At 67.5% G+C, this 14,919-nt stretch carries 13 protein-coding genes; 4 read left to right on the top strand and 9 right to left on the bottom strand.

Translation table 11 applies throughout. From position 1 onward, the window contains the following. On the bottom strand, window positions 1-785 hold a 785-nt coding region (locus HMPREF2914_RS22935), incomplete at its 3' end, for a cbb3-type cytochrome c oxidase subunit I (protein WP_177343806.1). A gap of 187 nt (window positions 786-972) precedes the next feature. Between HMPREF2914_RS22935 and HMPREF2914_RS22940 the strand changes: the two genes are divergently transcribed. Together HMPREF2914_RS22940 and cprA are read left to right on the top strand one after the other, a co-directional pair. Continuing rightward, window positions 973-1,605 (top strand): alpha/beta hydrolase family protein, encoded by a 633-nt coding sequence (locus HMPREF2914_RS22940; RefSeq protein WP_003105994.1) that lies wholly within the window; start codon window positions 973-975, stop codon window positions 1,603-1,605. A gap of 88 nt (window positions 1,606-1,693) precedes the next feature. After that, entirely contained in the window at window positions 1,694-2,851 is a 1,158-nt protein-coding gene (gene cprA, locus HMPREF2914_RS22945; protein ID WP_003087328.1) for a cationic peptide resistance protein CprA, read from the top strand. Window positions 2,852-2,888: 37 nt separating this feature from the next. Here the strand turns inward: cprA and HMPREF2914_RS22950 are convergent, their stop codons facing one another. Next, window positions 2,889-4,454, bottom strand: a complete 1,566-nt coding sequence (locus HMPREF2914_RS22950) for a methyl-accepting chemotaxis protein (protein ID WP_003087330.1) — start codon at window positions 4,452-4,454, stop codon at window positions 2,889-2,891. Between the two features lie 372 nt (window positions 4,455-4,826). Beyond that, complete coding sequence (gene acnA, locus HMPREF2914_RS22955; RefSeq protein ID WP_003087332.1) at window positions 4,827-7,559, bottom strand: aconitate hydratase AcnA; 2,733 nt, start codon at window positions 7,557-7,559, stop codon at window positions 4,827-4,829. Window positions 7,560-7,885: 326 nt separating this feature from the next. On the opposite strand from acnA, the gene rlmM reads away from it, so the two are divergent. Together rlmM and tusA are read left to right on the top strand one after the other, a co-directional pair. Further along, window positions 7,886-8,944, top strand: coding sequence for a 23S rRNA (cytidine(2498)-2'-O)-methyltransferase RlmM (gene rlmM, locus HMPREF2914_RS22960; RefSeq protein WP_003087345.1), 1,059 nt, complete (start codon window positions 7,886-7,888; stop codon window positions 8,942-8,944). A gap of 84 nt (window positions 8,945-9,028) precedes the next feature. Further along, on the top strand, window positions 9,029-9,268 hold the full coding sequence (gene tusA, locus HMPREF2914_RS22965) for a sulfurtransferase TusA (RefSeq protein WP_003105999.1): 240 nt from the start codon (window positions 9,029-9,031) through the stop codon (window positions 9,266-9,268). 31 nt (window positions 9,269-9,299) lie between these two features. On the opposite strand, the gene HMPREF2914_RS22970 is transcribed toward tusA, so the two are convergent. The 6 genes from HMPREF2914_RS22970 to HMPREF2914_RS22990 all read right to left on the bottom strand — a co-directional run. Further along, the gene (locus HMPREF2914_RS22970) at window positions 9,300-10,610 is read right to left on the bottom strand and encodes an NAD(P)/FAD-dependent oxidoreductase (protein WP_003132950.1); all 1,311 of its coding nucleotides are present in this window, start codon (window positions 10,608-10,610) and stop codon (window positions 9,300-9,302) included. Between the two features lie 70 nt (window positions 10,611-10,680). Next, window positions 10,681-12,045 carry a glutamine synthetase family protein gene (locus tag HMPREF2914_RS22975; RefSeq protein WP_023092003.1) on the bottom strand — a complete coding sequence of 455 codons (1,365 nt, stop codon included), beginning with the start codon at window positions 12,043-12,045 and terminating at the stop codon, window positions 10,681-10,683. A 127-nt stretch (window positions 12,046-12,172) separates the two neighbouring features. Next, window positions 12,173-12,361: a hypothetical protein gene (locus HMPREF2914_RS31905; protein ID WP_011666714.1), complete on the bottom strand. Its 189-nt coding sequence runs from the start codon at window positions 12,359-12,361 to the stop codon at window positions 12,173-12,175. 151 nt (window positions 12,362-12,512) lie between these two features. Then, a complete protein-coding gene (locus tag HMPREF2914_RS22980; RefSeq protein ID WP_023092002.1) occupies window positions 12,513-13,910 on the bottom strand; it encodes an FAD-dependent oxidoreductase in 1,398 nt (465 codons plus the stop codon). A 10-nt stretch (window positions 13,911-13,920) separates the two neighbouring features. Next, window positions 13,921-14,274 (bottom strand): RidA family protein, encoded by a 354-nt coding sequence (locus HMPREF2914_RS22985; RefSeq protein ID WP_003087359.1) that lies wholly within the window; start codon window positions 14,272-14,274, stop codon window positions 13,921-13,923. 52 nt (window positions 14,275-14,326) lie between these two features. Continuing rightward, window positions 14,327-14,919 (bottom strand): MFS transporter (locus tag HMPREF2914_RS22990; protein WP_049262785.1); only part of this gene is annotated, 593 nt, incomplete at its 5' end.

Raw genomic sequence — 14,919 nt, forward strand, 5'->3', positions numbered from 1 at the left:
TAGTGCAGGTGGTGCGGGCCGGCCCAGATGTACACCGCGATCAGCGCCCAGAAGTGGACGATGGACAGGCGGTAGGAATAGACCGGACGCTCGGCCTGCTTGGGCACGAAGTAGTACATCATGCCGAGGAAGCCGGTGGTCAGGAAGAAGCCTACGGCGTTGTGCCCGTACCACCACTGGACCATGGCGTCGGTGGCGCCGGCGTACAGCGAGTAGGACTTGGTGAAGGTCACCGGCAGCTCGAGGTTGTTCACCACGTGGAGCATGGCGACGGTGAGGATGAACCCGCCGAAGAACCAGTTGCCCACATAGATGTGCTTGACCTTGCGCTTGACCAGGGTGCCGAAGAACACCACCGCGTAGGCGACCCAGACCACCGTGATCAGGATGTCGATCGGCCACTCCAGCTCGGCGTACTCCTTGGACGAGGTGTAGCCCAGCGGCAGGCTGATGGCGGCCAGCAGGATCACCAGTTGCCAGCCCCAGAAGGTGAAGGAGGCGAGGGTGTCGGAGAACAGTCGCACCTGGCAGGTGCGCTGCACCGCGTAGTAGCTGGTGGCGAACAGCGCGCAACCGCCGAAGGCGAAGATCACCGCGTTGGTGTGCAGCGGGCGCAGGCGGCCGAAGCTCGTCCACGGCAAGCCGAAGTTCAGGTCGGGCCATACCAACTGGGCGGCGATCAGGACACCGACGGTCATGCCGACGATGCCCCAGACCACGGTCATGATGGCGAATTGGCGGACCACCTTGTAGTTATAGGCGGACTCTGGGTTAGTGGTGCTCATGCTATGGGCTTCCATCCACGGTTATACGCTATGGCTTTTTCCGGCAGTTGGGATGCCGGGCGTCCCCCCATTGGGGCTGGTCTAATTGGCGTAATTAGCGAGAGGAAGCATGGATAATGGGGCGTTATGAAATATTGATCGGGATCAATTGGCTTCCCGACCCCCACTGCATACGAGGTGTGGCAAGTTGTCGCTGAAATGGAACCGCCCGGCCGGCTCGCTGTCGGCCACCCTGATTCTCGCCCATGGCGCCGGGGCGCCGATGGACAGCCCGTTCATGGAGCGCATCGCCGAACTGCTCGCCGCCCAGGGCATCGCCGTCGCGCGCTTCGAGTTTCCCTACATGGCCCAGCGCCGCGAGGACGGCCGCAAGCGTCCGCCGAATCCGCAGGCGCAGTTGCTCGACTGCTGGCGGCGAGTCCATGCGCAGGTCCGCGAGACCCTGGACGGGCCCTTGGCCCTGGGCGGCAAGTCGATGGGCGGGCGCATGGCCAGCCTGCTGGCCGACGAGCTGGGCGCGGATGCCCTGGTCTGCCTCGGCTACCCGTTCTACGCCGCCGGCAAGCCGGAGAAGCCGCGGGTCGCGCACCTCGCCGGGCTGCGCACGCCGACCCTGATCGTCCAGGGCGAGCGCGACGCCCTGGGCAACCGCGAGGCGGTGGCGGGCTATGCGCTGGCGCCGACGATCCGCCTGCACTGGCTGGCCGCGGCGGACCACGACCTCAAGCCGCTGAAGGCCTCCGGCCTGACCCACGAGCAGCACCTGGCGGCAACGGCGCGGGAGGTGGCCGGCTTCCTTCGCGGGCTCCAGGGCCATTAACGGTTCCTTAAGGCATCCCCTCATAAGCTGCGGCGCAACCACCCTCGCATCGAGGCGTGGGCGACTGACTTCTCTGAGGGGGGAAGACATGAACATGCATGCCGACGGTGAGCAGATCACCGCTATCGATACCCGCGAACGCATCCTGCTGACGGGGGCCACCGGCTTTCTCGGCGGTTCGGTCGCCGCCCAGCTGATCGCCGCCGGGCACGGCGCCAACCTGTCCTTCCTGGTCCGCGCCGAATCCCGCCAGCAGGGGCTCGAACGCCTGCGCGGCAACCTGCTGATGCATGGCGTCGACGAAGCCGACTGCCTGGCACTGCGGGCGGAGCAGATCCTCTGCGGCGATTTCCTCGACACCTCCTGGCTGGCCCGCGAGACGCCGCGCCTGATGCAGGTGGAGCGGGTGATCAATTGCGCCGCCGTAGCGTCGTTCTCGAAGAACCCGACCATCTGGCCGGTCAACGTCGACGGCACTTTCGCCTTCGCCGACGTGCTGAGCCGTTCGAAGCGACTGAAGCGTTTCCTCCACGTCGGTACCGCGATGTGCTGCGGACCGCAGCGAGAGTCGCCGATCAGCGAGTCCTGGGAATTCCCGGCGGCGGAGCAGCAACTGGTGGACTACACCGCGTCCAAGGCGGAAATCGAGCGGCGCATGCGCGAGGAACTGCCGGGCCTGCCCCTGGTGGTAGCGCGGCCATCCATCGTGGTGGGCCACCGTACCCTTGGCTGCCAGGCCTCCGGCAGCATCTTCTGGGTCTTCCGCATGGGCTTCGCCCTGGAAAGCTTCACCTGCGGCCTGGACGAGCAGATCGACGTGATCCCGGTCGACTACTGCGCCGAGGCGCTGATCGGCCTGGCGCTGAAGCCGTGCCTGGGGCACAGCCTCTACCATATCTCCGCCGGCCATCGCGCGGCCTGCACCTTCGGCGAGATCGACGAGGCCTTCGCCCGCGCCAACGGGGCGGCGCCGGTAGGCGAGCGCTACCGCAAGGTGGAGGTGGACGACCTCAAGGAACTGGCGAAGAGCTTCGAGTCGCGCATCGGCCCGGCCAATCCGCGTCTGGTCCTGCGCGCGTTGCGCTTGTACAGCGGCTTTGCCGACCTCAACTACCTGTTCGACAACAGCCGTCTGCTTGAGGAGGGGATCTCCGCGCCACCGCGCTTCACCGACTACCTCGACGTCTGCGTGCAGTCGTCAAGCGCGGTGAGCATCCCGGCGCAGATGCAATGGGACTTCAAGTGACGGCAGGCGCGGGGAGCTTCCTCCCCGCGGCCTGATCTCAGCGGTTGAAGCGCTCGACCAGGGAATACTGGCTCTGCGCGGTGGTGGTCAGTTCCTCGCTCAGTTTCGCCGTGCGCAGCGCCTCGTCGGAGGTCTGCTCGGCCAGGGCGGCGATGGTGCTGATGTTGCGGTTGATTTCCTCGGCCACCGCGCTCTGTTCCTCCGCGGCGGCGGCGATCTGGGTGGTCATCTCGGTGATGTTGCTGACCGCCTCGCTGATGCCGACCAGCGCGCTGTCGGCTTCCAGCACCCGCTGGACCCCGGCTTCGGCCTGCTGCAGGCCGCTCTCCATGGTATGTACCGCATCGTTGGCGGTGTTCTGCAACTTGGCGATCAGATGGTGGATCTGCTCGGTGGAGGCCGCGGTGCGTTGCGCCAGCGAGCGCACTTCGTCGGCCACCACGGCGAAGCCGCGTCCCTGGTCGCCGGCCCGCGCCGCCTCGATGGCGGCGTTGAGGGCGAGCAGGTTGGTCTGGTCGGCGATGCCCTTGATCACATCGACCACGCCGCCGATCTCGTTGCTGTCCTGGGCCAGGCGACTCACCGCGGCCCCGGTCTCGCCCACCGACTCCGACAGGCGCTGGATGGCGTTGCGCGTCTCCGCGGCGATGTCGCGGCCGCGCGAGGTCAGTTCGTTGGCCTTCTGTGTGGCGTCGGCGGTCAACTGGACATTGTTCGCCACTTCCTGGGTGGTGGCGGCCATCTCGTTGACCGCGGTGGCCACCTGTTCGGTCTCTGCGCGCTGCTGTTCCAGACCGGCGGAGCTGTGGTGGGCCAGGGTGTCGGCCTGGCGCGCCTGTTCGGTGAGGTATTCGGCGGTGTCCTGCAGGCGCGTCAGGCAGGTCTTCAGGCGCGCGTCCTGGCTGAGGATGGCCATTTCCAGGCGCGCCTGGTCGCCGCGGCTGTCGGTGTACATCTGCGCGATCAGCGGGTCGGAGGTGGTCTGTTCGGCGAGCCGCATCAGGCGCTTCAGCCCGCGCTTCTGCCAGCGCAGTCCGGCCAGGCCGAGCGGAACGGCGAGCAGGCCGGCGAGGATGAAGCCCCACCAGGAGTTCAGCCAGATACCGATGAGGAAGCCGATCTGGCTGATCAGGATGAACGGCAGCCAGTCGAGCAGTACCGGCAGCCAGCGGTCGCGCCGGGGGATCGCCGGCTTGCCGGCGCCGAGGCGACGGTAGAGGGCCTCGGCGCGCTGGATCTGTTCGGCGGTCGGCTTGACCCGCACCGACTCGTAGCCGACCACCGCGCCCTGGTCGTAGATCGGCGTGACATAGGCGCTGACCCAGTAGTGGTCGCCGTTCTTGCAGCGGTTCTTGACGATCCCCATCCACGGGCGGCCGGCTTTGAGGGTGGTCCACATGTGGGCGAACACCGCCGGCGGGACGTCGGGGTGACGGATCAGATTGTGCGGCGCGGACATCAACTCCTCGCGACTGAAGCCGCTGATGTCGATGAAGGCTTCATTGCAGTAGGTAATGATGCCTTTGAGATTGGTGGTGGTGATCAGGCGTTGCTCCGCCGGATAGACGCGCTCGTGCTGGGTGATCGGTTGATTGTTGCGCATGGGCCTTCCAAAACAAGTGAAGCATTTACCTCTGCATCGGCGAAAACGCCTTTCACATGAGGGATTTGTGAATGCTTTCACGAGGAAAAACAGATAGCTATTGACCCAAAGCATGAGAACCGACCACGTGGTCGGATAGATGGCGGATTCGCTGATGGAGGTCAATACGTTACGGTTTCGTGTCATTCCCGGCGGCGCGCATGGGCTGGGGAGGGGCTTGGCGGATAAGCGCGAGGCGGCCATTCGCCGGTCCTGCGGGGTATCGGCGGATGACGCCGGGGCGTTGTTCGCCCTGCGAAGCGCCCGCCGCCCCGGGCGCCGGAATGAAAAAGGGGTGGCCGAAGCCACCCCTCCGCGCGTACCGCCGCTGCCTCAGAGCATGCTGCGCAGCACGTAGTGGAGGATGCCGCCGGCCTTGAAGTACTCGACCTCGTTGAGGGTGTCGATGCGGCAAAGGACCTTGAAGCTGTCCTGGCTGCCGTCCTCGCGGGTCACTTCCACGCTGAGCGGCATGTGCGGCTTGAGTTCGCCGCCGAGGCCGCGGATGTTCAGCACCTCCTTGCCGGTCAGCTTCAGGCTCTTGCGGTCCTGGCCGTTCTCGAACTGCAACGGCAGCACGCCCATGCCGACCAGGTTGGAGCGGTGGATGCGCTCGAAGCTCTCCGCGATCACCGCCTTTACGCCCAGCAGGTTGGTACCCTTGGCCGCCCAGTCGCGCGACGAGCCGGTGCCGTATTCCTTGCCGGCGACGATCACCAGCGGGGTGCCGTCCTGCTGGTAGCGCATGGCCGCGTCGTAGATCGCCAGTTTCTCGCCACTGGGCACGTACAGGGTATTGCCGCCTTCCTCGCCGCCGAGCATCTCGTTCTTGATGCGGATGTTGGCGAAGGTGCCGCGCATCATCACCTCATGGTTGCCGCGACGGGAGCCGTAGGAGTTGAAGTCCTTCGGTTCCACGCCGTGCTCGCGCAGGTAGCGGCCGGCCGGGCTGTCGGCCTTGATGTTGCCGGCGGGGGAGATGTGGTCGGTGGTCACCGAGTCGCCCAGCACCGCCAGCACCCGTGCCTGCTCGACGTCGGCGATGGCCGGCGGCGCCTCGGCGATGTGTTCGAAGAAGGGTGGATGCTGGATGTAGGTGGAGTCGGCCTGCCACTCGTAGGTGTCCGACTGCGGCACCTGGATCGCCTGCCATTTCTCGTCGCCGGCGAAGACCTCGGCGTACTCCTTGTGGAACATCTCGGTGTCGACCTTCTGGATCGCCTCGGCGATTTCCTTCTGGCTCGGCCAGATGTCCTTCAGGTAGACCGGCTGGCCGTCCTTGCCGGTGCCCAGCGGTTCCTCGCTGAGGTTGATCCGCACGCTGCCGGCCAGGGCGTAGGCCACCACCAGCGGCGGCGAGGCCAGCCAGTTGGTCTTCACCAACGGGTGCACGCGGCCTTCGAAGTTACGGTTGCCGGAGAGTACCGAGGCGACGGTCAGGTCGGCCTGCTGGATGGCTTTCTCGATCGGCTCCAGCAGCGGCCCGGAGTTGCCGATGCAGGTGGTGCAGCCGTAGCCGACCAGGTCGAAGCCGAGTTCGTCGAGGTAGCGGGTCAGGCCGGCGGCCTTGAAGTAGTCGGTGACCACCTTGGAGCCCGGCGCCAGCGAACTCTTCACCCAGGGCTTGCGTTGCAGGCCTTTCTCCACCGCCTTCTTCGCCAGCAGGCCGGCGGCCATCATCACGCTGGGGTTGGAGGTGTTGGTGCAGGAGGTGATGGCGGCGATCACCACCGCGCCGTTCTTCAGGCGGTGGGTCTGGCCGTCGTGCTGGTAGTCGATCTCGCCGAAGGCGGCGTTGGCGCCGACCGCGGTGCCGCCGCCGCCCTCGCTGAGCAGGCGGCCTTCTTCGGTGCTGGAGGGATGCAGTTGCAGGCCGAGGAACTCGTTGAAGGCGCTGGCGACGTTCTGCAGGGCCACGCGGTCCTGCGGGCGCTTCGGTCCGGCCAGGCTGGCCTCGACTTCGCCCATGTCCAGGTGCAGGGTGTCGGTGAACACCGGCTCGTGGCCCTTCTCGCGCCACAGGCCCTGTTCCTTGCTGTAGGCCTCGACCAGCTTGACCGTGCTTTCCGGGCGTCCGGACAGGCGCAGGTAGCCGAGGGTGATCTCGTCCACCGGGAAGAAGCCGCAGGTGGCGCCGTATTCCGGGGCCATGTTGGCGATGGTGGCGCGGTCCGCCAGGGGCAGGTCGGCCAGGCCGTCGCCATAGAACTCGACGAATTTCCCCACCACGCCCTTCTTGCGCAGCATCTGCGTGACGGTCAGCACCAGGTCGGTGGCGGTGATGCCCTCGCGCAGCTTGCCGGTGAGCTTGAAGCCGATGACCTCGGGGATCAGCATCGATACCGGCTGGCCGAGCATGGCGGCTTCCGCCTCGATGCCGCCGACGCCCCAGCCGAGCACGCCGAGGCCGTTGATCATGGTGGTGTGGGAGTCGGTGCCGACCAGGGTGTCGGGGAAGGCGTAGGTCCTGCCATCCTCTTCCTTGGTCCAGACCGTGCGGCCCAGGTACTCCAGGTTGACCTGGTGGCAGATGCCGGTGCCCGGCGGTACCACGCTGAAATTGTCGAAGGCGTTCTGGCCCCAGCGCAGGAAGGCGTAGCGTTCGCCGTTGCGCTGCATCTCGATCTCGACGTTCTGTTCGAAGGCCGATTCGCTGGCGAACTTGTCGACCATCACCGAGTGGTCGATGACCAGGTCCACCGGCGACAGCGGGTTGATCTTCTGCGGGTCGCCGCCGGCCTTGGCCATGGCCGCGCGCATGGCGGCCAGGTCGACCACCGCGGGCACCCCGGTGAAGTCCTGCATCAGGACCCGCGCCGGGCGGTACTGGATCTCGCGGTCGGAACGGCGCTCCCTGAGCCAGCCGGCGAGGGCCTTGAGGTCGTCGCCGGTGACGGTGCTGCCGTCCTCCCAGCGCAGGAGGTTTTCCAGCAGGACCTTCAGCGACATCGGCAGCTTGCCGAGATCGCCCAGGGTCCGGGCGGCTTCCGGGAGGCTGTAGTAGTGGTAGGTCTTGCCGTCCACAGCGAGACTGCGAAGGGTTTTCAGGCTGTCCAAAGCAGGCATTTCTGATTTCCTCACGGCGGGCCCGGGGGCGGCGGGCCTGGCCTCGTCCTGACGCCAGGCCCGTCGTCGAGCCGATAGTGCCTGGCTTCGCCCGGGACCCGCGGCGTCCGCGGACGCCAGGGTGCCGTTACCTCGGTAATGCGCGGTGGCCCGATCCCATCGGTACCGGCCGCTGGCGAGAGTCAGACTTTGGGATAGCGTTGTTCGAAACCTTCAAGCTAGACCGGCTCGAGGGCTCCTGCCATATACACTGGACCGACGAACGGTCGCTGCAGTTCCCTTGAGGCATGCCCGGCACTATAGTGCGCGGCCAAGGAGACAACCCCATGAATACCCTGTTGATGCACTGCCGGCCAGGCTTCGAAGGTGAAGTCTGCGCCGAAATCGCCGAGCATGCAGCCACTCTCGAGATTCCCGGCTACGCCAAGAGCAAGCCGGCCAGCGCCCACGTCGAGTTCGTCTGCCAGGACGCCGACGGCGCCGAGCGCCTGATGCGCCGCCTGCGTTTCGCCGACTTGATCTTCCCGCGCCAGTGGGCGCGCGGACCCGGCTTCATCGAATTGCCGGAAAGCCAGCGCATCGAGGTGCTGCTGGCGGAACTGGCGAGTTATCCGGTCTGCGGCAGCCTCTGGCTGGAGGTGCTGGACACCAATGCCGGCAAGGAGGTCTCGACCTTCTGCCGCAAGTTCGAGAAACCGCTGCGCGCCGCGCTGGTGAAGGCCGGGCGGTTGCAGGAGGACCCGGCGCTGCCGCGCCTGCTGCTGACCTTCCGCTCCGGCCGGGAGGTCTTCGTCGGCCTCGCCGAGCCGCGCAACAGCGCGCTCTGGCCGATGGGCATCCCGCGCCTGAAGTTTCCCCGCGAGGCGCCGAGCCGTTCGACGCTGAAGCTGGAGGAAGCCTGGCACCAGTTCATCCCGCGCAGCGAATGGGACAAGCGCCTGGCGCCGGATATGCTCGCCGTGGACCTCGGCGCGGCGCCGGGCGGCTGGACCTGGCAACTGGTTAACCGGGAGATGCGGGTGACCGCCGTGGACAACGGGCCGATGGCGGAGAACCTGATGTATTCCGGGCTGGTCGACCACCAGAAGGTCGACGGCTACCAGTACCGCCCGCGCCAGCGGGTCGACTGGATGGTCTGCGACATCGTCGAGAAGCCGGCACGCACCGGTGCGTTGATCGAGACCTGGATCGGCGAAGGGCTTTGCCGCGAGGCGGTGGTCAACCTCAAGCTGCCGATGAAGCAGCGCTACGCCGAGGTGCGCAAGATCCTCCAGCGCCTGCGCGAGAGCTTCGACGCGCGCGGCCTGAAGGTAGCGATCGGCTGCAAGCAGCTGTATCACGACCGCGAGGAAGTGACCTGCCATCTACGCCGCCTTGAACGCTGAGGGGCGGCGGCATTCCGGCCGGGGACAGGTGACCGGCCGCGCCGCATGCGCGACAATGCGCGGATTCTGTTGCGGAGTTTCCCGATGACCCATTCTGTCGACGCCATTCTCGACGCCACCGGCCTGAACTGTCCCGAGCCGGTGATGATGCTGCACAACAAGGTCCGCGACCTGGCGCCCGGCGGCCTGCTCAAGGTGATCGCCACCGATCCCTCGACCCGCCGCGACATCCCCAAGTTCTGCGTGTTCCTCGGTCACGAGCTGGTCGAGCAGCAGGAAGAGGCGGGCACCTATCTCTACTGGATCCGCAAGAAGGCCGACTAGGCCTTCCGCGGACCCCGCCATCCCACGCGCTTCAGCGCAGCTTCTCCATGAGCTGGTAGTACCACATCCCGGCGGCCAGCATCGGATTGCCGAAGAGGTCGCCCAGCGGCACCTTGAGGTGCTTGCAACGGGCGAAGGTGTCGAACTGCTCCAGGCTCCCGCTCATCGCCTTGGCCATGATCTCGCCCATGATGTGGCTGGTGGCCACGCCATGCCCCGAGTAGCCCTGGCAGTACCAGACGTTGTCGGAGAGCTTGCCGAGCTGGGGGATGCGGTTCATCACGATGCCCATGGCGCAACTCCACTGGAACTCGATCTCCACGCCCTTCAGGCGCGGGAAGGTGCGCTCGATGCATGGCCGCAGCTCGGCGGCGATGTCCCGCGAGTCGCGGCCCGAGTAGTTGGCGCCGCCGCCGAACAGCAGGCGGCCGTCGGCGGTGGGGCGGTAGTAATCGAGGACGAAGCGGCAATCGTAGACCGCCAGCCCCTGCGGGTTGATCTCCCGTGCCAGCTCGCCCAGCGGCCGGGTGGTGACGATTCCGCCCATGGCCGGGAAGATCATGCCCTTGAGCTGCCTGCGTTCGAGCTTGTGGTAGACATCGCCGGCAAGCAGGATCTGCTGCGCCTCGATCCTTCCCTCGCGGGTGATCACCGCCGGCCGCGGGCCGTGGACGATATCCAGGACCTCGGAATGTTCGAAGATCAGCGCGCCGAGGCCGGCCGCCGCCCTGGCCTCGCCGATACACAGGTTGAGCGGGTGCAGGTGCATGTTGCGGGTGTTCTTCAGCGCGCCGCAATACAGCTCGGTCTCCAGGTGGGCCTGGACGCCGGCCTTGTCCAGTAGGAGCACCTGGTCGCCCATGCCGCGGCGCACCGCCTCCTCGTAGGAGGCCTGCAGCTCGCCCATGTGGCTGGCCTTCATCGCCGCGTGCAGGTGGCCATGGCGAAGGTCGCAGGCGATGCCGTACTTCTCCACCCGCTGGCGGATGATCTCATGGCCGCGCCAGCGCAGGTGCCAGATGAAGTCCTCGACCTCGGCGCCCAGCCACTGGCGCATCTGCTTGTGCATCGCCGCGTCGCCGGACAGGCTGCCGGTGACCTGGCCGCCGTTGCGCCCGCTGGCGCCCCAGCCGATGCGATGGGTCTCGACCAGGGCCACCTTGTAGCCACGCTCGGCCAGTTCGACCGCCGTGGCGACGCCGGTGAAGCCGCCGCCGATGATGGCGATGTCGACCGTCACCGCGCCCAGCAGGGTCGGATAGTCGGTTTCCTCGTTGAGCGTGGCGGCGTAGTAGGACGGCGCGCGTTCCGCGGCCGGACGGGGATGGATTGCTGCGTTCATCGGGTATTCCTTGTTCCAGTGCGGCGCGTCCTGCCGGCGCGCCGCCGTATGCGGGCGGGTCCGGGGTGGCTCAGGCCTGGGTCAGGTACCAGCGCCAGTCCTGCTCGCCGACCTCGCCCATGAATTGCCGGTATTCCGCGCGCTTCACCGCCAGGTAGACGCCGAGGAACGGCTCGCCGAAGGCTTCCCGCGCCCACTCGGAGCCTTGCAGGGCGTCGAGGGCGGTCAGCCAGTCGGTGGGTAGGCGCTTGCCGGCCTGGGCGTAGCCATTGCCCTCCACCGGCGCGCCCGGATCGATGCCTTCGCGGATGCCGCGGTGGACCCCGGCGAGAAGCGCCGCGGCGGCCAGGTAGGGGTTGGCGTCGGCGCCGCAGATGCGGTGCTCGATATGCCGACTGGAGGCCGGGCCGCCCGGCACGCGCAGGCTCACGGTGCGGTTGTCGACGCCCCAGGTCTGCGCCAGCGGCGCGTAGCTGTTGGCCTGGAAGCGCCGGTAGGAGTTGGCGTTGGGACAGAACAGCAGGAGCGAGTCGAGCAGGCTGGCGAGCATGCCGCCGACCGCCTGGCGCAGCAACGGCGTGCCGGCGGGGTCGTCGCTGGCGAACAGGTTGTGGCCTTGTTCGTCGGCCAGGCTGACGTGCAGGTGCATGCCGGTGCCGGCCAGGTCGTCGAACGGCTTGGCCATGAAACAGGCGAGCATTCCGTGCTTGTGCGCGACGCCCTTGACCAGGCGCTTGTAGCGGATCGCCTGGTCCATGGCGGCGAGGGCGTCGCCGTGGTCGAGGGTGATTTCCACCTGGCCCGGGGCGTATTCCGAGATCGCTGTGCGTGCCGGCAGGCCCTGCGCCTTGCATGCGGCATAGAGGTCGGCGAGGAATGGCTCGATCTGCTCCAGTTCACGCAGGCCGTAGACCTGGGTCGCCCGCGGGCGGCCGCCATCGGCGTCGCGAGCCGGTTGCGGGCGGCCGTTGGCGTCGCGCTCACGGTCGAGCAGGTAGAACTCCAGCTCGGCGGCCATCACCGGGTGATAGCCCTCGCTCTTCAGCGCGTCGATGGTGCGCACCAGGAGGTGCCGCGGATCGGCGATGCTGGCGGGCAGGCCCTCGCTCGGGTGCATGCTGACCTGCACCGCCGCCGTCGGGATCTGCCGCCAGGGCAGGCGCACCAGGCTGCCGGACAGGGGGTAGGCGCGGCAGTCGATGTCGCCGACGTCCCAGACCAGGCCGGAGTCCTCGACATCCTCGCCGTTCATCGTCAGCCCCAGGATGGTGCTCGGCAGCGGCCGGCCGCTGCGGTAGACGGCCAGCAGTTCGTCGCGGTGCAGCAGCTTGCCGCGCGGCACGCCGTTGGCGTCGAGAATGAACAGTTCGAAGAGTTCGATATCGGGATTGGCGGCCAGGAAATCCTGGGCTTCTTGTTCGCAGGCGAAGTTCATGGGGCTCTCTTGTCGGTCTTGTCCGGTAGCGTCGCGACGCTCGCAGCGGCGCTCCGGCGACGGCAGCGTCGCGGAACGGCATGCAAGCGGCAGGCCGGCCCCGCCGTTGCGCGGGGCCGGAGGGAAATCAGGCGTGACGAGCGTCCGGCGGACGCGCGTGGCGGCAATGCCAGAGCGCCCAGAAGGCCAGTTCGAGAGGGAGGGCGAGCGGCTCCAGTTCCAGCCAGCGGCTGTGCTTGCGGGGTAGACGCGCGGGCGTTCCGGCCGGGTTGGCGGAAGGCTGGTAGGGCAGGGTGCGCGTCGTCGGTAGGTGCATGAAGGAAAACTGGGCCAGGGGTTGGAACAGCCTCGCACAGGCTGACGGGTGAATTAAATGCGCTTTTTACGACCTTTGCTTGAGCGAAATCGAAACCGAAGGAAAAAGAAGGGCGCCCCCGAATGGGCTGAAGAGGCGCCCGGAAAGCGGCTCACCCCTTGTCGGCCTTGCCCGCGGCGGCGGCGAACCTGGCCAGGCGTACGTCGAGATGACGCGGGCGCCGGCCGACGTCTTCGGCGCGCTCCTTGCGGCGGATCGCGTTGCGCACCATCAGCGAACCGACATAGCGGATCGGCTCCGGCGGGAAGCGACCGAGCGGTCCCTGGGTCAGCGGCGAACGGGTCCAGGGATTGTCCAGGCCGAGCGCCAGCGAAGAAAGGATCTGCCCGCCCATGTGGCATGGGCCGACGCCGCTGCCGGAGTAGCCGAAGCCGTAGAACACATTGTCGCGGCCGTCGAGCCGGCCGAAGAACGGCAGGCCGGTCACCGAGCGATCCGATGGACCGTTCCAGCTGGCTTCGATGGCGACCTCGGCGAACTCGGGGAAGAACTCCCGCAAACTGCCGCGTAGTTGCCCGAGATACGGTGAGGGGCGGTCGAACACCGGCAGCATGCGTCCGCCGTAGGCGAAGGTGTTGCCGCCCTTGCCGAGCATCAGCCGGCCGTCCGGGGTGTTGTGGTAGTAATGCACGAAGATCCGCGAGTCGAGCACGCTGACCCCGCTGGTCAGGCCGATCTCCTGCAGCAGGTCCGGTCGTGGCTCGGTGATGAGCATGTCGCTGGAGACGATCGCCACGCTGCGTTCGAACTGCGGGAAGGCCCTCGCCATCCAGGCGTTCAGCGCCAGCACCACGCGGTCGGCGACGACCCGCCCGTGGGGGGTGATCACTTCCGCCGGGCGGCCGTGCTCCAGTCCTCGCATCGGCGTACCTTCGTACAGGCGTACCCCCAGTTGCAGGGCGACCCGGCGCAGGCCGCGAACCAGCTTGCCTGGCTGCACCGTCGCGGCAGCCGGCGAGAACCAGCCTTCCAGGTGCCGGCGCGAGCCGGCCAGGCGTTGCACGTCGGCCAGCGGGCGCTTGGCGAAGGAGTTGATGCCATGGCGTTCCAGGGCGGCGATCACGCTGTCGGTGCTGCCGACCTGGGCCGGGTTGGTGGCGGTATAGAGGGTGCCGTCCAGCCGGTAGTCGGCCTCGACGTCGTAGCGCTGGCAGAAGGCGCCGATGGCCCGGATGCTGTCCTCGGAGGCCTTGACCAGGCGGATCGCCTCGGTGAGCCCGAACAGCCGTTCCAGGGTGAAGAACTTGGCCGACCAGGACAGCGCGCAGCCGCCGTTGCGGCCGCTGGCGCCGGCGCCGCAGAGGTCGGCCTCGACCAGCACCACGTCGAGCCCGGGATCGTGCTCCTTGAGCATGATGGCGGTCCACAGGCCGGTGTAGCCGCCGCCGACGATGCACAGGTCGGCGCGGGTATCGCCGGCCAGCGGCGGGCAGGGGGCCGCATGTTCGGAGCGTAGGGCCTGGTCCAGCCAGAAGGGTCGGAAGGTCATGGCTGTGCTCTCACTGCGGACGGGCGGCGACGACGATCATTTCCACCCGCCAGCGCGGGTCGATCAACTCGGCCAGGCTACAGGCGCGGGTCGGCGCCCGGCCTTCGGGAAACCACTGGTCCCAGACCTGGTTGAGACCGGCGTAGTCCTCGCGGTGGGCGAGCAGGATGCGTACCGAGAGCACCTGGCCGCGGTCGCTGCCGACGCTCTGGAGCAGCCGGTCGATGTTCTCCAGGACCTGGCGGGTCTGGTCCTGGATGTCACCGCTGGGATCGTCGGCGACCTGGCCGCCGATGTAGAGGGTGTTGCCGTGCAGGGCCATTTCGGCCCGGCGTTTGACGACTTCGAAGCGTTCGATATGCATGAGGGTTTCCCTGGCTTGAAAAGACGCTGGTGGCACGGCGGGCGCGCCGGAGTCAGGAGCGGATCGGGCGGAAGTCCCCCAGGCTGGGGATGTTCCTGTGGCCTTTCACGACACCGTCGGGTCGGCTGTTCCAGTGCGGGAGGAGCACCGCGGTGGCGATCAGGGCGGCGACGGTGAAGCCGATGAACACCGTGTAGGTGTCGAAATAGCCGGGCAGCAGGCCACCGAGGATCGCGCCCACCGAACCGCAGCCATTGACGAAGCCGGAGGCGGTGCCGGCGGCCTCGCCGGTGCCGAAGTCGATGGCGGCGGAGCCGCAGATCATCGAGTCCGGGCCGTACAGGGTCAGTCCCATCATGAACAGCAGGCCGACCACTATCGGAATGCTGCCGGTGGTCATCGCCGGGACGAACAGTGCCAGGCAGACGGTCAGCGCCAGCAGGCTGATCACGCAGGCCGGCATGCGCCGTGCGCCGAACAGCTTGTCCGAGGCGAAGCCGATCAGGATCGGGCCGAGCAGGCCGGCTACCTCGAAGGCGGTGGGAACGATCGCCGCGCCGACCTTGCCGAGCGCCGGCATGCGTTCGTAGACGATCACCGGTCCCCACAGGAGGATCGCGTAGCGCGCCGGCTTGAGCAGGAAGT

This window comes from Pseudomonas sp. HMSC067G02 (genome assembly GCF_001813485.1).
Taxonomy (GTDB): domain Bacteria; phylum Pseudomonadota; class Gammaproteobacteria; order Pseudomonadales; family Pseudomonadaceae; genus Pseudomonas; species Pseudomonas aeruginosa.